General features: G+C 70.3%; 11 protein-coding genes and 1 pseudogene. 8 read left to right on the top strand and 4 right to left on the bottom strand.

The features are described from left to right. Positions 1-80: 80 nt before the first annotated feature. Complete coding sequence (locus QI554_RS02350) at positions 81-8,375, bottom strand: SpvB/TcaC N-terminal domain-containing protein (protein WP_281465240.1); 8,295 nt, start codon at positions 8,373-8,375, stop codon at positions 81-83. 954 nt (positions 8,376-9,329) lie between these two features. On the opposite strand from QI554_RS02350, the gene QI554_RS02345 reads away from it, so the two are divergent. From QI554_RS02345 to QI554_RS02335, 3 genes are all read left to right on the top strand, one after another. Next, a complete protein-coding gene (locus QI554_RS02345; protein ID WP_281465238.1) occupies positions 9,330-10,769 on the top strand; it encodes an ABC transporter substrate-binding protein in 1,440 nt (479 codons plus the stop codon). 94 nt (positions 10,770-10,863) lie between these two features. Further along, entirely contained in the window at positions 10,864-11,217 is a 354-nt protein-coding gene (locus QI554_RS02340; protein ID WP_281465236.1) for a hypothetical protein, read from the top strand. Positions 11,218-11,227: 10 nt separating this feature from the next. Next, positions 11,228-12,115, top strand: a complete 888-nt coding sequence (locus QI554_RS02335) for an IclR family transcriptional regulator (protein WP_281465234.1) — start codon at positions 11,228-11,230, stop codon at positions 12,113-12,115. 104 nt (positions 12,116-12,219) lie between these two features. Here the strand turns inward: QI554_RS02335 and QI554_RS02330 are convergent, their stop codons facing one another. Together QI554_RS02330 and QI554_RS02325 are read right to left on the bottom strand one after the other, a co-directional pair. Continuing rightward, on the bottom strand, positions 12,220-13,026 hold the full coding sequence (locus QI554_RS02330; RefSeq protein ID WP_281465233.1) for an IclR family transcriptional regulator: 807 nt from the start codon (positions 13,024-13,026) through the stop codon (positions 12,220-12,222). Positions 13,027-13,103: 77 nt separating this feature from the next. Further along, the gene (locus QI554_RS02325; protein WP_281465231.1) at positions 13,104-13,826 is read right to left on the bottom strand and encodes a VIT1/CCC1 transporter family protein; all 723 of its coding nucleotides are present in this window, start codon (positions 13,824-13,826) and stop codon (positions 13,104-13,106) included. 235 nt (positions 13,827-14,061) lie between these two features. Between QI554_RS02325 and QI554_RS02320 the strand changes: the two genes are divergently transcribed. Genes QI554_RS02320 through QI554_RS02300 form a run of 5 tightly spaced genes read left to right on the top strand, consistent with a single transcriptional unit; the run spans position 14,062 to position 19,613 of the window. Next, the gene (locus tag QI554_RS02320; protein ID WP_281465229.1) at positions 14,062-15,045 is read left to right on the top strand and encodes an ABC transporter permease; all 984 of its coding nucleotides are present in this window, start codon (positions 14,062-14,064) and stop codon (positions 15,043-15,045) included. Further along, positions 15,042-15,965: an ABC transporter permease gene (locus tag QI554_RS02315; RefSeq protein ID WP_281465227.1), complete on the top strand. Its 924-nt coding sequence runs from the start codon at positions 15,042-15,044 to the stop codon at positions 15,963-15,965. Before QI554_RS02320 ends, QI554_RS02315 begins: the two co-directional genes overlap by 4 nt. Further along, on the top strand, positions 15,962-17,551 hold the full coding sequence (locus QI554_RS02310; protein ID WP_281465224.1) for an ABC transporter substrate-binding protein: 1,590 nt from the start codon (positions 15,962-15,964) through the stop codon (positions 17,549-17,551). Before QI554_RS02315 ends, QI554_RS02310 begins: the two co-directional genes overlap by 4 nt. Next, positions 17,548-18,609, top strand: coding sequence for an ABC transporter ATP-binding protein (locus QI554_RS02305; protein WP_281465222.1), 1,062 nt, complete (start codon positions 17,548-17,550; stop codon positions 18,607-18,609). The genes QI554_RS02310 and QI554_RS02305 overlap by 4 nt, the downstream gene beginning before the upstream one ends. Beyond that, on the top strand, positions 18,606-19,613 hold the full coding sequence (locus QI554_RS02300) for an oligopeptide/dipeptide ABC transporter ATP-binding protein (protein ID WP_281465220.1): 1,008 nt from the start codon (positions 18,606-18,608) through the stop codon (positions 19,611-19,613). The genes QI554_RS02305 and QI554_RS02300 overlap by 4 nt, the downstream gene beginning before the upstream one ends. Before the next feature lie 15 nt (positions 19,614-19,628). Here QI554_RS02300 and QI554_RS02295 read toward each other — a convergent pair. Beyond that, positions 19,629-19,737 (bottom strand): annotated as a pseudogene (locus QI554_RS02295) (IS5/IS1182 family transposase); the annotation flags it as partial.

Genomic DNA, 19,737 nt, shown 5'->3' with positions numbered 1-19,737 from the left:
ACGGGTAATCGCCATGAATTTCACACGATTTCGGAGAGGCGAAGGGGCGGCCGGGGATTCCGGCCGCCCCCCGGTTCGACTCAGTTCTTCGGCTTGGAGTCGATCAGCGTCGCCCTCACCAGCTCGGCGATGTGGCTCCTGATCTCCCGGTCGAGGTCGGCGGCGGTCAGGCCCTCCCCGTATGCCTGATAGAGGCGGATACCGAACTGGATCGAGGTGGGGTCACCCGAAAAGACCGGCTGGCCCTCTTTCACGTCGACGAGGCTCGCGGCCCCCAACAGCACCTCGGGGCTGAATCCGGCTGCCGTACCCACGAAGCCGTAGTGGACGTTGGACCAGAAGTCGTCCCGCAGGTACCAGCCGGTGCCGGGGATTTGGGACGAGCTGTTGACCTGGTTGCCGTTGTTCTCCGCAATCCAGGGCTTGTGGTCCCAGGCACCACCGGTCTTGACTTTCTCCTTCCATATCGCCATCGCTGCCGCCTTGTCGGCGTACCAGTTCGGGTTGAGCCGCCTCGTCCACCGCGTGTCGTTCGTGTTCAGAGTGTGCAGCCTCTGCACCACTGTGGACTGGGAGTTGTCCCGCATCTCCTTGGCCATGTGGTCCAGGATCACGTTGTAGGCCGACGGCGCCGGCTCCTGGGGAAACCTCCCCGTGGGGTCGACGAGCACGACGGGGTTGTTGTGCGTGTAGGTGTACGCCGCGAGGTTGGCCGGGTTGCGGATGCCGCCGGCGAGGTCGGTGCCGAAGTAGTCGGGCAGGGCCGGGTCGGCGCTCGCCCACAGCTGCGTCCTCGGGTTGTAGTACCGGGCGCCGTGGTAGTAGAGCCCGGTTTCGGCGTCGAGTTCCTTGCCGGTGAACCGGTACGGCGTGCCCGTCTGCCCGGTCCGCTCCTCGACCCACGTCTCGCCGGACGGGAAGTACTCCAGGTGCTCCGTGACCGCGCCCTGCTTGTCGGTCACGTATCCGGACGAGCCGAGCTGGTCGGTGTGGAAGTACGACTGGGTGTCCTCGGGACCGGAAGCGGCGACGGTCTTGGTCACCAGCCGGGTGTCGCCGACGAAGACGTGCTTGTAGCCGGTCCCGTCGCGTTCGCTGTAGTTGGTGTTCGGGTAGAGCGCGAGCCCGCCGCCGTTCTTGACGACGCGGTTGCCCTTGTCGTCGTAGATGTAGCCCGTGGTGGCGTTGGTGCAGCCGCTCGGGTTCTGGGTGACGGTGGCCGCGGCGGTGTCCTGGTTGCAGACGAGGCGGTTCTCCTCGTCCCACACGTACTGGCGGCGCTTCCCGCCCGCCGCGGTGTTGACCGTGTCGGTGAGGTTGCCGTTCGCGTCGTAGGCCTGGGTGATCGGGCCGACGGCGCCGGGTGCGTGCGCTTTCCCGTCCGCATAGGTGTAGGCGTAGTCGTAGCTGGTCCTGTCCTGGACATCTGCGGCGTTCGACGGGTCGTCGACCGGCTCGATCGGGCCGGCCGCCCCGCCGCCGCTGCCACCGGGCGGGAACGCCGGGGTTCCGCCGGTGACTTCGTGGCGCTGGGACTTGCTCGTGGTGTTGTTGATCGAGTCGTAGCCCAGGGTCACCGTGTACTTGTCGAGCTGGTTGTTCTTGTCGGTGTACTGGCCTGACGACGACGTCAGTTGGGACAGGTCGTCGTAGCCGAACGTCCGGCTGCTCGGTCCGCCGATGGAGCCGCCCTGCGGCACGTCGTTGGTCAGCGCGGTGATGTTGCCCAGGTTGTCGTAGGTGTAGCCGAGGTTCTGGAACGTGGCGGAGTTCGGCGCCACCGACTTCAACGTGGCGAGCCTGCGGTCCTCGGCGTCGTAGGTGTACGTCGTGCGCACCCCGTTGCCGGTCTGCTGCAGGATCTTCTGGCCGAACTTGTCGTAGTCCAGGCGGTCCAGATACGTGTAGTCGGTCCCGCTCTTGCTGCCCGTGGCCTTGCCGACCTGGCCGCCGGAGTCGTAGCCGTAGGTGAGGACTTCGCCGTCGGGGTAGGTCAGCTGGAGCACGCGGTTGAACGCGTCGAAGCGCCACAGGGTGGTGTATGTCCGCGGGGCGCCGCCGGCCACGGTGATCGTGCGGGTCTCGCGCGTCACCTCGCCCAACGGACCGTAGCCGCGGGTGACCGTGCCCGCCGCGTCGTGGATCTCGGTGATCCGTGCGGCCCCGTTCTCCGCGGCGCCGGGGGCACCGTACGCGTAGGTGACGTTGTTGCCCGGGAACGTCGGGTAGCGGATCGCCTTCAGCCGCGAGTAGTCGTAGTCGTACTCGATGCTCGTGTTCGCCGCCCGCAGGTTCGCGGTGGTCTTCGCGACGGGGTTGCCGGCCAGGTCGTAGCGGGTTTCGGTGCGCCCGGCGTCGGGGCTGTCGAGGACGGTGCGCCGCCCGGCGGCGTCGTACGACGTGCGCGTCACGTTGCCCTTGTCGTCGGTGACGGCGGTCACCTGCTTCACCGGGTCGTAGGCGTAGTCGGTCCAGATCACCGCCGTCCCGTTGGTCTGGCGTACGGCCGTGGTGAGACCGCGGACGTCGGCGTACGTCCGCACCTTCTTGCCGTTGCCGTCGGTCGAGGTCTTCTCCGCCCGCGTCACCCCCGCCCGGTCCGGGCCGAAGCCGTACGCGGTTTCCGAGGTGACGCCGTCCGGCCGCACGGTCTTGACCTGCCGGTCCAGCACGTCGAACGTGTCGCGGGTCGGCGCGACCGTGTCGAACGCGGCGTTGAACGCGGTGTTGGCGGCCCCCTTGGGTTCGGTCAGCGGATAGTACTTCTCGACGGTGCGCCCCAACGTGTCGAACGTGACCCGCCCGGACACCGTCATCACGTCGGCGGACGCCGCCCCCGGCGACGCGGACACCGACGCGTCCTTTTTCGTCTGCAGGACGCGCTTCAATCCGTCGGTGAAGGTGACCGTGTCGATGGTGTCGGCGCGCACGCTGCCCGCGGCCCGGTCGAGATGCCTGGTCGTGGCGTAGGGAACCGGGGCCTCGGGGTGGTACTCGAAGTCGATCGTCGCCTGGCCGCTGCCGGCCTCGTACGGCCCGGTCACCGTGTCCAGCCGGCCGAAGCTGTCGTACGCCATGAGGAGCGACTGGCCGTTCTCGTCGGTCGTGCGCTCGGGCACGCCGTACTTCAGGTTGTACGCCGAGGTCGACCGGTATCCGAAGCTGTCCGTGATCGACTCGATGTGCACGCCGACAGCGGTGTCGTAGCCGTACTCCAGCTTGTAGCGCTGCCCGGCCGCGTTCGGCGGGCCGGTCACCGACTTGAGGTTGCCGTCCGGAAGGAACTCCATGTCGGAGACCGCCGCGGTGTTGTCGTCGAGATACTCGCGCGCCTGGCGCACCTCGCCGGTCGCACAGTCGACGCTCGCCTCGCGGTGCCGCAGGACGGCGCCCGTGGCGGCGGCCGTCTGCCGCAGCAGGGTCGGGATCCCGAGGATGTTGCGGTCACGGCACGCCGGGTCGGCGCCGCTGTAGGTGTAGGTCGTCTCCAGGTCGTCCGCGGTGCCCTCGTCGGCGGCGTCGAACGTGCGGGCGAGGTTGCCGTAGGCGTCGTACGCATATTCGGTGGACGTGGACTTGGCCGCGGTGGCCGCGCCCTCGTAGTACTTCTTCTCGACGCGGGTGAGCTGCGGGAACACGGTGGCCGTCGCGTTGCGGGGGTCGGCGTCGGCTCCGGACGCGACGTCGTGCAGGCGGTAGGTGTTGAGGGTCTCGGTGTACGGGCGGCCGGTGCCGTCCGTGGTGAGCGTGCGGGTGAGCAGGCCGCGGCTCGCGTATCCGTCGTTGCGGTACTCGTTCGTCATCGCACGCAGGACCTTGTCGCCCGCCGCGGGGTCGCGGTCCTCGGTGACGACGCGCCCGAAGCCGAGGAACTCGCGCTCCTGCCGGTCGTAGCGCCCCTGTTCGTAGCGGTAGGTGGTCAGCCGGGTGTCGGCGCCGTCGCCCGTGACGCCGTCGAACACGGAGACGCGCGAGAGCACCCAGCGGCTTTCCGGCATGTCCGCGGTGTTGCCCGCCCGGGTGTAGTCCAGGTCGATGCGGGCGCCCATCGGGCGGCTGACCGAGCGCAGCAGGTTGGTGCGGCCCGTCTTGTTGACGGCGACCAGGAGTTCGTTGTCGCGGGTGGATTTGACGTGGTCGGCCACGCCGTCGCCGTTCACGTCCCGCAGGCCGGTCTCGGCACGGCTGATGCCGGTGGACACGTTGGCGCCGGGGTTGAAGACGAAGATGCCGACGGGGGTGGGCAGGCCGACGGTGAAGTAGACGCCCGCGCCCAGCGTGGCGTTCTTGTCGACGGCGATGTCGGAGAAGCTGCCGCGGAACGGGACGGGCGCGGTGAAGCCGGTGCCGGTGTTGACCGCGACCTTGATCGGGTTGGCGCCGTCGGTGAACACCCGGTCGACGAGGCCGTCGCCGTTGACGTCGATCATGCTCGCGTTGGTGTACGAGGTGCCGAGCTCGGCGGACAAGCCGCCAGCGAAGCCGTAGCGGTCGACGTTGAACCCGAGGTTGACGCCGGCGTTGCGGGTCGAGGCGTCGTTGATCGGCCCGGCCGGCCAGGGCTCGCGGGCGGCGAAGGAGTAGCCGAGGTTCAGCTGCACGTCGCCGTTGGCGAACACCTTGTCCGGCAGCCCGTCGCCGTTGATGTCCAGCAGGTCGACGCGGACGTCGGACTCGCCGCCGCCGAGGCTGCCGCCGATGCCGAGCGACGGCTGGACCGAGCCGGTGCTGGCGGTGTTGGCGCTGGTGCCCGCCTCGGGCGCGGCCATGCCCAGCGCGCTGGCGATGGTGGCGGTCTCGCTGCCGGCGGAGAGCGACACGTTGCCGGAGACGTTGTCCGCCTCGCGGACGTTGCCGCCGAGCGTGCCGCGCGTGGCGCCGAGCGCGCCGTTCATGTCGGAGAACTGGATCTCCTTGGCGCCCACGACGTCGGGGTAGCGGTCGCCGTTGAGGTCGAGGTAGTCGACCGAGCCCGCGGTGATCCCGCCGGCCACGGTGCCGCCGAACGGGCCGGCCGCGAGGGTGGCCGACACCTGGCCGGTGACACCGCGGCGCATCACCGCCCGGTCGCCCACCACGTCGGCGTCGGTGACCACGTCGATGGTGTCCGCGCCGAGGCGGGAACTGGTGGCCATCGCGGCGGTGGCCCAGGAGGACTCGTCCTGAGCGGCCCAGCCGCCCTTGGCGGGAACGGGGGCGAACACCGCGAGCCGTGGCATGGTCAGCCGCGGATCGGCGGCGAACGCCGGGACGTCCGCTTCCTTGGGCTCCTTGGGGAGCGCGTCCTTGAAGCTCTGGTCCAGCGTGAGTTCGGTCTGCTTGATCGGCTGGGCGGCGCGGTCGCGGTTGGCCTGGTAGCCGATCACCCCCCAGCCGCGGTAGGGCTGGGCGAAGGCGCCCTGCGGGACCGAGGTGTACATGGCGCTGGGCGCCGGGGTGAGGGCAGGGAAGGGCGACGCCACGTCGTAGGTGACCGACGCGGACTGGTCGACGAGTGTGCCGAGCAGCCCCGTGTCCGTCGAGGAGTAGTCGATGTAGAGGTCGTCGCCGGCGGTGACCGGCACCGTCAGGTCCAGGTTCGGGCCGCCGAAGAAGGTGTCCTTGGCCAGGAAGGTCCGCTTGCCGAGCAGCTGCCCGCCGCTCTTCTTCACGGTGAACGTGATCGGGGTGTCGCCGAAGAGGCTGAAGTTGAAGGTCAGCTTCGGCCGCACCTTCAGCTGGCCGGTCTTGGTCGCCTTGTAGGACTGCTGCGGCGCGGACAGGGTGTTCGCCGGGTACACGGTCTGGTCGTACGGCGGGGTGATCACCAGCGTCGGGTTGCCCGCGGCGTCGACGACCGACTCCACGCCCTGCGCGGCCGTGTACGCCGCCTTCGGCACCCAGCCGATCGCCGAGGCGTCGATCGGGGAGTCGGTCTTGACTTTCCACGACATCTTCTCGAACTGCGTGACCGGGATGCTCACGTCGATCGCGGTGGTGCCGGTCGACCCGGCGGGCAGGACCTTGCGGTACACCTCGGCGGGGGTGTGGACGCCGTTGCCCTTCTCGATCACGATCGTGACGTCGTCCGAGGTCGCCTTGTTCTTGACCACGTCGCCGGTCAGCCGCAGCGTCCCGGTGACGGGCACGGTCACCAAGGACGGCCGGCCGCCGTAGGTGAAGTCGGTCGACGCGCGGAACACGGTGTTCGCCAGGCCGTTCGCGTCCGTGCCGGCCGGCAGGTTGGTGTACGTGATCTGCGGGTCCCACGCCACGGTGTCGTACTTGCCGTCCAGGATGGACTGGGTGCGGAAGTAGAGCGCGTCGCCCTTCTTCACCGCGATCGACGCCACATTGCCCGGGGTGAACTCGGTGTGGTCGTCGGGTCCGATCCGCTGCGCCCAGAGTTCGGCGTCCTTGTGCTGGATGGTGACGCGTACGCCGTCGGCCTTGGTGTACGCGGCCCGCGCCGGGGAGGGATCCTGGGTCAGCTGCACGCGGCCGTCCACGCGCACGTTGCCGTCGAACGGCGCGATCCAGCGGCGCACCGTGTCCAGCAGCGGCGAGTTGTCCACCTGCCGTTCGAACTGCGCGGTCTGGTCGCCGACGATCTGGCCGGTCACCGCGCCGTCCCCGATCGGCGCCGGGGTGCGGGCGGAGTCCGCGCTGTACGCGGGCTGCCCGTTGGCGTCCAGGTAGCCGAACAGCACGCCGCCGTTGTTGACCAGGTCGGTTATGCCGTCGCCGTTGACGTCGGTGAAGAACCGGTCCGAGGTGGTCGTGGTGCCCACGAAGTCCAGCTGGGCCGAGGTGGTGAGGACGTACGACTCGATGCCGATGGTGCCGGACAGCGTGCGCTCGGTCGAGATGCCCGGCAGGTTCGTGAGCTTCACCGGTGTGTCGCCGAACTTCGGCTGGCCGCCGGGCTTGGCCAGGTTGGGCCGGTAGTACACGTCGCTGCCCTTGCGGAACACCTTGTCCGGCAGGTTGTCGCCGTTCACGTCGGCCAGCGTCGACAGGCCGTCGGACTGGCCCGCGCTGAACCCGACCTTCAGCCCGACCGAGCCCTCCTTGGTCGGCAGCCCCTGGACGTTGTAGCCCGCGTACAGGTGCGCGCCGAAACTCGCCGACGTGTTCGCCGAGATCGCGCTCGCCTCGCCTTCGCGGATGTCCACCCCGAGGCCGTCGTCCGGCACCGACCAACCCGCCGCGGGCGCGAAGGCGTCGTAGTTCCCCGCCTGGTCGCGGACGTCGTCGAAGTAGTCGAAGACGTGCGTGTTGAACACCCGGTTGTCATCGCCGAACTGCGCCACCCCCGCAAGCAGCGTCTTGGCGAACACGCCGCTCCGGTAGTTCAGTTCGTACGCGCGGATGAGCTGGTCGTCGAGCTTGACCTCGATGCGGCGCAGCAGGTCCGCCGTCACGCGCTTGAACCCGAACCGGGCGTCGATCTGCACGTCCGCGCGGCGCGGCTCGTTGCGCTCGCGGTCCCGGATGAAGGTCACCGAGTAGCGGCCTTCGGTGTTGCCCTTCCCGGTGTACGTGATGCGCTGCGGGTAGAGGTTGGTGCCTGGCACCGTCGAGTTCGCGGTCCCGCCGTCGTTGACGCGGGCGTAGCTGTACCGCATGAGGTTGTCGTGGCTGTCGCGCGTCTCCCGCAGGGCCCACAGCGCGGTGTTGCCCGCGGCGTCGCCCAGCGTCGTGTCCGGCGCGCCGCCGAACAGCATGCGGGCGCCCTGCTTGTCGGTGACCTCCCACCAGTAGTTCCCCGGCTTGTCACCGTGCCGCACGATCCGGTCGAACCGGCCCTCGGTACGGGTGTGGAAGATCTTCTCCGCCGACCTCGGCTGGAGCGGCCCCCGGTTCGCCACCGGAGTCAGCTCCTCGCCGTTCAGCAGATACGTTTCGGTCTCCGACGCGGGGTTGTACCGAGGCACGCCCCACCGGGTGTCCACCGTGACCGACGGGATGCCGACGTCCCAGCCGATGCCCAGCCAGCCGTTGGCGGCGATGGAGTTGTACGTCAGCGACAGCTTCGGCTCAAGACCCGCCCGACCCTTCGGCACCTCCAGCGGGTACGACAGCCGCGCTTCGCCGCCGTTCGTCGCCGACGGCGCCTCGATCAAGCTCACGCCGGCGCCGGGGTCGCCCGCCTTGATGTCCTTGATCTGGTTCGGATTGAACGATGTCCCCTCGGGATGCTCGGGAGTTCCCACCGCAGGGCCGGAGCTGCTGCCGCCGCCGGTCCCGCCCGCGGCCGCCAGCCCCGGCGGGGCGGCGCCCTGCGCCAGTAGCGCCAGGCCCAGGACCGCGACCAGGACCGCGCGGCGGGAACCCCGCCGACGGCGGGCCCGCCGTTTGAAGCGGACACGACGAGTCGACGCCAGGACGGACATGCCCCGATTCCCCCTTGGTGAGCAATTCCCATGACACTGCCGGACACCCGGCAGCCACCGGGTTGTGCCCACCAGAGGCCAGGAAAGCGCACCAACGCATGCAGGCCCCCGACCGCACGCCGAGCAGTATCGATCAAGAGGAGGCAAAATCGAAAGATTATTCCAGGCCGCGTCGCCGCGCCGCCTCACCACCGCGCCATCCGGCACCGCACCCGGCCCTGACCGAGGCCGCGGGCTTCGAACCCCACCACGTCCGCGACCTCCCCAATCGCCGCGCGGGACCGGACTTTTCGACGCCGTCCACCCGAAGCCGCCGGTCTTCGCGGCGATCCGGACGGGGCAGCCCGACCAGCCGCCCGCCACCTCGACGCCGCCCGCTGTTCACCCCACACTCCACAGCGGTGGCCGGAAATCTCCACACGCGCACGGGCCGTAAAGTCCCCAGCCCGGCAGTCCTCGGCATACCGCCTTTGCTCGCTCTCAGGGATCCCGGAATCCGTCTTGAGCGTTTCGCTATATGGAATGAAGTTAGCCTGAACGGAACCCTTGAGTGTATCGTCCGGAGCCCTCCGGAGACCCCGGCGCAACCGCGCCCGAGCCGCGCGGCCGAACCAACGCACCAGCGCGCCTGAAAAGCCACAGGAACAGCCGTCCCGCACAAGGGACATCGTTCCGGATCCGGCGTTGGCCATCCCCGCGCTCCCCGGCTCCCGGTGCGCGCCTCCGGCGACCACATCGAAAGGGAACTGGACGACCGTGACGAACGCACAACGCCTGCCGGCGAGGAGCGTGAGCGAGCTTGCGTCCGCGGGACACCGGACAACAGGTCGACGACGACGTGCAAGACGCCTGGAGGGCCTGGCTCTTGCCGCCGCTCTCCTCTTCACCGGCGGCTGCATTTCCGAGTCGAGGACGCCGCCGACCGACGACGGCACACCCAGGGCGGGCGGCTCGGTGACCTTCCTGCTACGCGGGGAGTCGCTCAGCCTCGACCCGTTCGTGAGCGGATACTCCAGCGCGTCGGACGGCAGCCGTCTCGCCGCCATCTACGACACGCTGGTGTGGACGAACCCCGCCACCGGAGCGGTGGAAGGGCAGTTGCTCGAAAGCCTGATCCCCACCGACAATTCCGGCTCGACGTGGCGACTGAGGCTGCGGCCGAACATCCGCTTCAGCGACGGCGAGCCCTTCAACGCCGAAGCGATCCGGCTGAACTGGGAGAGACACGGCCAGGAGCAGGTGCACTCTCCGCAGCGCGCGGCCGCGGCAGGGCTGAAGATCACCGTCCTCGACGACCTCGAGCTGTCCGTCAGACTGCCCGCACCGAACGCCAACTTCGACCGCACCGTGGCCCGGCACCTCTCCTTCATCGCCGCGCCGAACGCCATCGCGTCCGGCACTCTCGGCGAAAAGCCGGTGGGAGCAGGCCCGTTCGTGCTGGGTCCAGGGGACTGGGTGAAGAACCGGTCCATGACGCTCAAGAGGAACCCCGCGTACTGGCAGACAGGTCGCCCGTATCTCGATCAGGTGGTGTTCAAGGCCGAGCCTCGGACCGAGGCCGCCGTCTCCTCGATCGCCGACTCCGACGCCGACGTGACGGTCACTGTCGACCCGCTGGGCGTGAGGCTCGCCAAGGACAAGGGCCTCAGCGTGGAGGCCCTTCACCTGTCCGGCGGCGAGATGCTCAGCTTCAACACGGCCGTAGGCCCGTTCGCCGATCCCGACGCGCGCAGGGCGGTGGCCCTGTCACTCAGCGGCGCGGCCATCAACGACATCGCGTTCCACGGCGCCGGAACACCCGCGCGGGGCATCTTCAGCGACGACTCTCCCCTGGCCAACAACCAGCTCGCCGCCGAGGAGAACGATCCGGTCCGGTCCGCCCAGCTGTGGGCGAAGGTGACCAGGAACGGCACCAAGCCCTTCACGGCGACGCTCATCGCCCCCGAGCAGCCCAGCTCTCGCGCGCTCGGCCAGTACGTCGCGGCGGAACTCGCGAAGTACCCCGCGGTCAGCGTGCGCGTGGATGTGGTCGACCTGATGACGTTCATCCAGCTGACAGTCATCAAGCACACGTTCGATGTGCGGCTCGGCCAGCTGTGGGCGGACGACCCCGAGCCCTCCGTCCACGACTACCTGTACGGCAGCAGCCCGGCCAACTGCTGCCTCTACAACAACCCCGACGTCAACGCGGCACTCGACCTCGCACGAGCCGGCACGGACACCGCCACACGCCGCAACGCGTACACCGAAGTGCAGGTCGCACTCAACAAGGACATGCCGGTGTGGGTCTACCAGGAGGCGGTAGCGGGCGCGATACACGGCCCCAGGGTCACCAACGTGCAGCTCTTCAACGACGGAATCGTGCTGATGGACCGGGTCGGGCTTCGCCGCTGATGCGCGCATGGCGTTCCTTATTGTGGAACCATGTTCCAGACTCGTAGCATGCATGCAGTCCGCGATGGCACCCGGGAGATGGGGAGTTCCACCCGTGATCTATCTCGTGTACCGCATGAGGATGTCGGAACGGTCGCGGCGCAACCAGAAGGAGTTCTGGGCGTGGCTGGAGGAACGTGAGCGCTGGTTCTACCGCGACCTGCCGATGGTGCGTGAAGTGCGCTGGTACTACAGCGTGATCGGCGAGGTGTACGTCCTGGAGAACTGGGCCGCCTTCGAGGACGAGGCCGCGTGGGGCGCTTACCGAAAGGCACTCGCGGGCCTGAAGAAGGACGACTCGTGGGAGTCCGAGCGGGTCAGCCAGGACGACTGGTGGGAGTTTCTGGACACCCGCATCGTGACGGACCCGCCGGTGCCCGTCGGGCTCGCGCGCCGGTCCGAGGCCTGACCGCCCGGCAATGGGCGGAGAACCGCGCCAGGACGCGGGCGCCCGAGGCCGCGGCGCCGAACCCGGCGAACCCGGGACGGCAGCCCAGGGCGTCGCCACCGTCACCCGCGCCGCGGACATCCTCGCCTGCTTCTGCGACACCCGCCGCGGCGACCTGGGGATCACCGAGATCGCCGACCGGCTGGCGATGTCCAAGGCCAGCGTCCACCGGATCCTGTCCTCGTTGCGCAGCCGGGGGCTGGTCGAGCGGGCTCCCGACACGCACCGGTACTCCCTCGGCCCGCTGGCCATGCGTCTGGGCCTGGCCTATCTCGACGCACTGGACGTGCGCACGGTGGCAGCCCCGGAGCTCGCGGGCATGTCCGCGTCCACCGGCGAGACGGCGACGCTGTCCATGCGCGTGGGCGACGCCCGCGTCTACGTCGACCAGGTCACCCCGGACCGCGAGGTCATCATGTCGGTGACGCTGGGCGCTCCCATCCCGCTGTACCTCGGCGCTTCCTCGAAGGCCCTGCTGGCGTGGATGCCGGAGGCGGAGGACCCCCAGGCGCTCACCCGCATCGTCAGGTACGGCAAAGTCCTTGCCCGGGTCCGCGCCGCGGGCGAGGTCGCCCCGAGCCTGCGCGCTCTGACCGAGGACCTGGTGACCATCCGCGGGCGCGGATGGGCCGGTTCGATCGGTGAACGGCAGCCGGGCGCCGGCTCGGTGGCGGCGCCGATCTTCGACCACCAGGGGCGCCCGGTGGCGGTGTTCAGCGTCTGCGGGCCGGCCGAACGCTTCACCCGGGTCGCCGACGAATGCCGCGGCGTGGTGCTCGACGCCTGCCGGCGCGTCTCGGCCCGCATGGGCCACCTCGCGTCTTGCGAGGCGGTCGGGCTGTTCGTCACACGCGGCTGACGAACCCTTCACGGGGCGTGGTCGTGGGAGAGAGCCGAGGAGGGCACGGCTCTCCCCCACGTGCGCCCGGGCCCGAAGGTGTCACTTACCGCCGGCGCGGCGTCTCAGTCGCCGTCCGCGAGGCCGTAGCCGAACTCCGCGGAGAGTCGGCCCGCCGCCTCGACGACCACCGGGGCGCACTCGGCGAGCCGCTGCCGGAACCGGAACTGCGGTCCGGCCAGGCTGATCACCGCGATGACGCAGCCGTCGTGGTCCAGCACCGGGGCGGCCACCGCGGCGGCGCCCTCCTGGCGCTCCGATACGGAGGTCGCGTAGCCGCGCTTGCGGATCTGGGCGATCTCCTTGCGCAGCGCGGCGGCGTTGGTCACCGTTCGGGCGGTCAGCGCCTCCAGCCGGGCCTGCCCAAGGTACGCGTCGATCTCGTCGTCCGACAGGAACGCCAGGATCGCCTTGGAGGAGGCGCCGGCGTGCAGCGGGTAGGGCGCGCCCACCGAGACCTCGATGCGCAGCTCGCTGGTGGGCAGGACCTGGTCGACGTACAGCCGGGTGTCGCCGCGGCGGACGGACAGCGTCGCGGTCTCCCCGCACTCGTCCGCGAGTCTGCGCAGCTCGGGGGCGGCCACCATGCGCAGGTCGGTGCGGGCGAGGTACGCCCGGCCCAGCGCGACGGCCGCGGGGCCGAGCGCGTACCGGCGGGTGACCGGATCGGCGGTGACCAGCCGGCGGCTGCGCAGCGCGGTCAGGATGCGGTGGACCGCGCCCTTTGTGATGCCCAGCTCCTGGGCGATCTCGGTAACGCCGAGATCCGGCCGCCCGATGCGGCCGAAGAGCAGGAGCACGTCGAGCGCGCGCTCCACGGCCGCGATGGATTTGCCGGTCGTCTCCTCGATTTCGACCGCTGCTCCTGGCACCTCGTCCTCCTTGATGGTTCGGAGGTGCCATAGTATCCGGGCGAGCGCCACGGTTTCACCCAGTGGAACGGCCGGGGTCAGGCGAGGCTCACCCCGGCCAGGTGCCCCACGCCGACAGTCACCGTGGCCGCGACCACCGCGAGCGCCAGCTGCCGTGCCGCGCCGAACCACATCGGGCGGGCCGTCAGCCGGGCCACCACCGCCCCGCTGGCCGCAAGGCCGAGCGCTGCGGCGGCGAGTCCGACGTAGGCGGACTTGAGGCCGAGCAACAGCGGGAGCAGGGGGACCAGGGCGCCCAGGGCGAACGCCGCGAAGGACGCCCCGGCGGCCGTGTAGGGCGACGGCAAGTCGTCCGGGTCCACACCGAGTTCCTCGCGCACATGGGTGCGCCACGCGATCTCCGGCTGCGCGGAGAGCTGGCGCGCGACCCGCTCGGCGAGGTCGGCGTCGACGCCGCGGCCCCGGTAGACCTCCGCGAGCTCGCGCACTTCGTCTTCGAACGACGTGGCCAGTTCGGCCTTTTCGGTGGCGATCTCGGCGCGGATCAGCTCGCCCTGCGACGCCACGGAGGTGTATTCGCCGGCGGCCATCGAGAACGCCCCGGCGACCAGGCCGGCCGATCCCGTGAGCACCACCGCGGCACTGTCGCCGCCGCCCGCGGCGACGCCGAGGATGAGGGACGCGTTGGTGAGCAGCCCGTCCATCGCGCCGAACACCGCCGGGCGCAGCCACCCGCCCGTGACGTCGCGGTGCCCACGGTGCAGTTCGGCACCACGCAGGTCCAACACGTGATCGGCCATGAATGCCGGCCCCTTTCCGATGGCTGCCCCGATCCCACCGATAGGGCAGGCATTCCTAACGTTCCGGATGTTGGAACACTGTTCCATATATCCAGGAAGTCTTGGGGGCGCCGATCCGCGCTGTCAAGCCTCGAACCGGCCGCCTCCGGGAAAGTAACGGGTTTCCCGCGCCGGGACTTTCGCAGCATCTATGAAACGGCGTACTGTCTGGCGGAACAGCCTGAGAGGTGCTTGCATGCTTGCCTTTCTCGCCCGGCGCTTGGCCGGGCTCGCGTTGGTGATGTGGTTGGTGACCACGCTCGTGTTCTTCCTGCTGCGGTTCAGCCCCGGCAGCCCGCTGTTCCAGATGCAGGGCTTCAGCACCAGCCAGGAAAGCCGCGACAAGCTCGCCGAGCACCTGGGACTCGACGATCCGCTCCCCGTCCAGTACGCCCACTACCTGGGCCGCCTGCTCCACGGCGACCTCGGCCGCTCCATCTACAACAACCGCACCGTGACATCGCTGATCACCGGCCCCCTGGCGGTCACGCTCGAACTGGCGCTGGTGACGGCGCTGGTGTGGGTGGCGATCGGGATCCTGCTGGGCGCACTGGCCGCCGCCCGCCCCGGAGGCTTCCTCGACGGGCTGGTCCGGGTGGGGTCGGTGGTGGTGGTGTCGATCCCGAGCTTCTGGCTCGGCGTGGTGTGCGTGATCGTGTTCGGCGTCCGCATCCCCGGGGTGCTCCCGTCGAGCGGGTGGGTGCCGTTCGGGGAGGATCCGGTCGAGCATCTGCGCTGCCTGGTGCTGCCGGTGTTCGTCCTCGGGCTGGGCGCGGGCGGAATCGTGGCACGCACTATGCGGGCGTCGCTCGCGGACGCGCTGCGCAGCGACCACGTGGCGTACGCGCGTGCGGCGGGGCTGCCGGAACGCACGATCCTGTGGCGGGTCGCCGCCCGCGGCGCACTGCTGCCGACGACGACGGTGGCCGGCCTGATGATGGGGATGCTGGTGTCCGGGACCGTCCTGGTCGAATCGGTGTTCCGGATCCCGGGCATGGGGCGGCTGACCGTGGGCGCGTTCGCGGGCCAGGACTACCCGCTGGCGACCGGGTGTTCGCTCACGATCGCGCTGGTGTTCCTGCTGTGCAATCTGGTCGCGGACCTCGTCCAGTTCCGGCTGGATCCGCGGCTGCGGGCGAGTCTGACCCGCAGGCGCGCCGGAACGGCGGTGGCCGCATGACGTCCGTGACCGTACCCGACCGGATCTCCGGCGCGACGCCGGCCTGGCGGAGCCGGCTGCGCTCCTGGGCGAGGAAGACCGGCAGGCCTGCGCCGCTGACCGCGGCCGGGATCGCCCTACTCGTCGGGTTCACCGTCCTCGCACTCGTCGTCCCCCTGTTCGCGCCCGACCCGCGCGCCACCACCGGTCTGCCGCTGGAGAGTCCGTCCGCCGGACACTTCATGGGCACCGACCACCTGGGCCGCGACCTGCTGGCCCGGACCGCCGCGGGCGCCCGGCTCTCGCTCGCGGTCGGCTTCTTCAGCGTCCTGCTCGGCCTGGTGCTGGCGGTTCCGCTCGGCATGGTCGCCGCCTACCGGGCCGGGAGCTGGCTGGACGACGCGGTGATGCGCGTCCTGGAGACCGTTCAGGCGCTGCCCGTCTTCGTGTTCGCGATGTTCGTGATCGGCCTCACCGGCACGGGCTCGAGCAGCGTCGCCGGCATCACGCTCTCGATGAGCACCAAGGTGGTGCTGCTGCTCGGCATCTCCTTCCTCCCCTACTTCGCCCGGGTCGCCCGCGCGCAGACGCTCGCGGAGGTCCATGAGGACTACGTGGGGGCCCTGCGCGTCCTCGGCCTGCCGCGCCGCAGGGTGCTCGGCGAGGTCCTGGTCAACGTGCTGCCCCCGGTCCTCGCCCAGGGGTTCCTGTGGATCGCCATCGCGATCTTCGCCGAATCGGCGCTCGGCTTCCTGGCCCTCGGCGTGCAGCCGCCCACCCCGACGCTCGGCGGCATCCTCGCCGACAGCGGCAACTACGTCCTCGTCGACGCCTGGTGGTACTCGGTCCTGCCCGGACTCGTGCTGGTGCTCGCGGTCACCGGATTCAACCTCGTCGGAGACGCCCTCAACGACCGTATCGACCGCGGAGGTTCGCAGTGACACCAACGAACGACCCGGGTGGCGCGGCACTTTCACGCCGCGCCCTGCTACGGCTGGGCGCCGGTGCCTCCCTCGCGGCCGGCCTCGGCTTCGGCGGGGCGGCCTGCTCGCCCGCCGGAACCGGCGACGCCGTGCCGAGCGGGAAGCCGGGCCTGGGCGGCACCCTGCGGGTCGGCCTGTACGCGGGTGCCAACGACCTCAACCCGCTGGACTCGACGAGTGAGCTGACCCGGTGGGTCACCGACCCGGTCGCCGAGTCCCTGTACGCGTACGACGACACCGGCACCTCGGTCCCCCGGCTGGCCGCCGCCGAACCCACCGTCTCCCCGGACGGCCTGACCTGGACCATCCCCCTCAAGCCCGGCGTCCGGTTCCACAACGGCGACCCGTTCACCGCCGAGCACGTCGTCGCCTGCCTCAACTACGCCAACAACACCAGCTCGCCGAGCGAGTGGATCATCTACTTCTTCGGCTACCTCGCCGAGGCGTCCGCCCCCGACCCCCTCACGGTGCGCCTGCAACTCGTCAAGCGCTACGGCCTGCTGCGCTCCCACCTGGGCAACATGCCGATCAGCCACAAGGACTTCCTCACGCGCAAGGACGCCGTGATGGGCACCGGCCCGTACAAGCTCACGCGCGTCACCATCGGCACCGGCTACGTCCTCGACCGCAACCCGGACTACCACGGCCCGCGCCCGGGCCCCGACCAGATCGCCATCGACGTCATCCCCGACGGCACCACCCGCACCGTCAACCTCCAGGAAGGCAAGATCCACATCGCCACCCAGGTGCCGCCACAGATGGTGCGGGTCCTGGAGAAGGCCCCCGGCCTGGCGGTGTACAAGGTCGACGCGCCCGTCGACCTGCTCGCCTACCCGCGGATCGGCAAGGCGCCGTTCGACAACCCGCTGTTCCGACAGGCCGTCGCCTACGGCATGGACCGCAAGGGCGTCCTGGACACGGTGTTCCAGGGCGACGCCACGATAGGCCAGGGCCCCGTCGGCCCGGCGGTGATCGGCTGGGACCCGGCGTTCACGCCGTACCCCGTGGTTACCGACGTGGACCGCGCGCGCGGCCTGCTCCAGCAGTCCGGCGTGAAGGACCCGTCCTTCACGCTCACCATCAGCAACCGCGCGGAGATGCGCAGCATCGGCCAACTCCTCGCCGAGGGCTGGAAGAAGGTCGGGATCGACGTGAACATCGAGGTACTCGACGGCGGCCCGTGGACCCAGAAGTGGATCACCGGCAAGTACGACTTCATCATGGGCTACTACCAAAGCGGCCTCGGCAGCGGCAACGCCAACTTCCTCACCCTCTCGCCCGCCGAGACCACCAACATCCTGAACTCCGGCTATACCAACCCCGAGGTCGACGGCCTCATACAGCGCACCTGGGCCTCCGCCGACCCTGCCGAACGCACCGGCCTGATCAAGCAGCTCAACACCACTCTGGTGCGTGACGCCGTCATGATCCCGCCCGTCTACCCGAAGACGGTCATCGCGCAGAGCAAACGGGTCACCGGGCTCTCACAGGGCGCCCTCAAGCTCAGCAGGCTCGACCTGGCGAGCCTGCGGATCCTGTCGTGAGCGCGCCCGTCCCGGCGGCCCACCACCGCGGCACCGAAGTCCTGGCCGCCGCACCGGCCGAGACTCCGGTGGAGGCTCCGCTCCTGGAAGTGGCCGGACTGTCGGTCCGCTACCGCTCCGCATCGCCCGCCGACGCCGCCGTCCACGACGTCTCGTTCTCGGTGCGCCGCGGCGAGATCCTCGGGCTGGTCGGCGAGTCGGGCAGCGGCAAGAGCACCGTGCTCAACGCGATCCTGCGACTGCTCCCGGACGTCTGCCAAGTCGACGCCACACGGCTGGAGTTCGACGGCATTGCGCTTTCCGACCAGTCGCCGGAGGCCATGCGGATGCTGCGCGGGCGCCGGATCGCCCTGGTGCCGCAACGACCGATGACGTCGCTGAGCCCGGTGATCCCGCTCGGCCGCCAGCTGCGCCGGCTCGCCGGGCCCGGCGTGGACGACGCGCGCCTGGCCGACCTGCTGCGCCAGGTCGGGCTCGGCATGGTCGCCGAACGCCTCGACGGCTACCCGTTCCAGCTGTCCGGCGGCCAACTCCAGCGCGTGCTCATCACCATCTCCGCGCTCGCCGCCGAGCCCGACCTGCTGCTCGCCGACGAGCCGACCACCACGCTCGACACCACGGTGCAGGCACAGGTGCTGCGGCTGCTCCTGGAGCTGCGCGATCGGCTCGGGATCGGCATGGTGCTGGTCAGCCATGATCTGGGCGTCATCGCTCAGACGTGCGACCGCGTCGGCGTCATGCACGCCGGACGGATCATCGAACTCGGGTCTGTCGACGCCGTGTTCGCCGAACCCCAGCACCCCTACACACGGGTCCTGCTCAGGGCCGCGCCCCAGCGGTGGCGTCGCGGCGAGCGCCTTCTGCCCGACCAGCACGGCAAGGCACCCGTCGCGTCCGCGCCCACGGGATGCGCCTACCTGGCGCGCTGCCCCCACGCTTCCGACCGATGCGTCACCGAGGCGCCGGAACTGCGCGCGGTCCTGACGTCGCTGGTGCGCTGCCACCACCCGGGCCGCCCGGACCCGGCGTTCGCCGACGAGCCGGGAGAAGTCCGGTGAGCCTGATCGTCATCGACTCCGTGACCAAGGACTTCGTGGCGGAGCGGACGGTGAGCGACCGGTTGCGGCGGCGCGCCGCACCCGCGCTGCGCGCCGTCGACGACGTCTCGCTCGAAGTACCGGCGGGGCAGACGCTCGCCGTGGTCGGCGAATCCGGCAGCGGCAAGTCCACCCTCGCCCGCTTGCTGGTGGGCCTGGAGACCCCGACGTCCGGGCGCATCACGGTGGACGGCGTCGCCATGTCCGGCCCGCTCACCCCCGCGCAGCGGCGGTCGGTGCAGATCGTCTCGCAGAATCCGTGGTCGGCGCTCAACCGCCGCCGCACCATCGGCCAGTCGCTGGCGCTTCCCCTGCACGCGCACCGCCTGGTCGCCGGGCGGGCCGAGGGCCGCGCGCGCGTCACGGAACTCCTCGACACCGTCGGACTGCGCGAGGAGTACGCCGACCGGCGCCCGGCCGACGTCTCCGGCGGAGAACTCCAACGCGTGACCATCGCCCGGGCGCTCGCCGTCGAGCCCCGGGTCCTGGTGCTGGACGAGCCCACCGCGAGCCTGGACAACCGGGTCAAGGCCGTGGTCGTCTCGCTCCTCGCCGACCTCAGGGAACGGCTCGGACTCACCTACGTCCTGGTCACCCACGAACTCGACGTGGCGCACTACGTCGCCGACAGGACCGCGGTCATGTACCGCGGACGGATCGTCGAGTCCGGCGCGGCCGAGACGGTGTTCCCGTCGCCCCGGCACCCCTACACCCGCATGCTCCTGGACGCACGGCCCCAGCCGGACCCCGGAGTTCCGTCGGGCCCCGGGCTCCCCGACCCGACGCCGGCGCGGCGTCCGGCGGCGGGCCCCGGGGGGTGCGCGTTCCGCGGCCGCTGCCCGCACGCGATGGCTGCGTGCGACGAGGCCGTACCGCCGTTGGCGACGGTCGCGCCGGGGCACCACAGCGCGTGCCTCCTCCCCGCGGGCGAGGACGCCGCCCTCGCGAGCCGGGTGCCGTCCTAGGGCCTGTCTTACGAATCAAGACTTGAGCCAAAGGAAGATCGCGGCGACGTTGAGTGCGGCTTGGTAGTTGGTGGCGAGTTTGTCGGTGCGCATGGCGATGCCGCGCCACTGCTTGAGCCGGTTG

Source organism: Yinghuangia seranimata (assembly GCF_029953285.1).
GTDB classification, from domain to species: Bacteria; Actinomycetota; Actinomycetes; order Streptomycetales; family Streptomycetaceae; genus Yinghuangia; species Yinghuangia seranimata.
Note: the sequence above shows the minus strand (reverse complement) of the source record. Positions and strands in the feature narration are given on the sequence as shown.

Bases quoted from the DNA above. Each gene is read 5' to 3' on its own strand.
- QI554_RS02315 (WP_281465227.1), top strand. From the start codon at position 15,042: ATGACGTCCGTGACCGTACCCGACCGGATCTCCGGCGCGACGCCGGCC.
- QI554_RS02325 (WP_281465231.1), bottom strand. From the start codon at position 13,826: ATGGCCGATCACGTGTTGGACCTGCGTGGTGCCGAACTGCACCGTGGG.
- QI554_RS02320 (WP_281465229.1), top strand. From the start codon at position 14,062: ATGCTTGCCTTTCTCGCCCGGCGCTTGGCCGGGCTCGCGTTGGTGATG.
- QI554_RS02335 (WP_281465234.1), top strand. From the start codon at position 11,228: ATGGGCGGAGAACCGCGCCAGGACGCGGGCGCCCGAGGCCGCGGCGCC.
- QI554_RS02350 (WP_281465240.1), bottom strand. From the start codon at position 8,375: ATGTCCGTCCTGGCGTCGACTCGTCGTGTCCGCTTCAAACGGCGGGCC.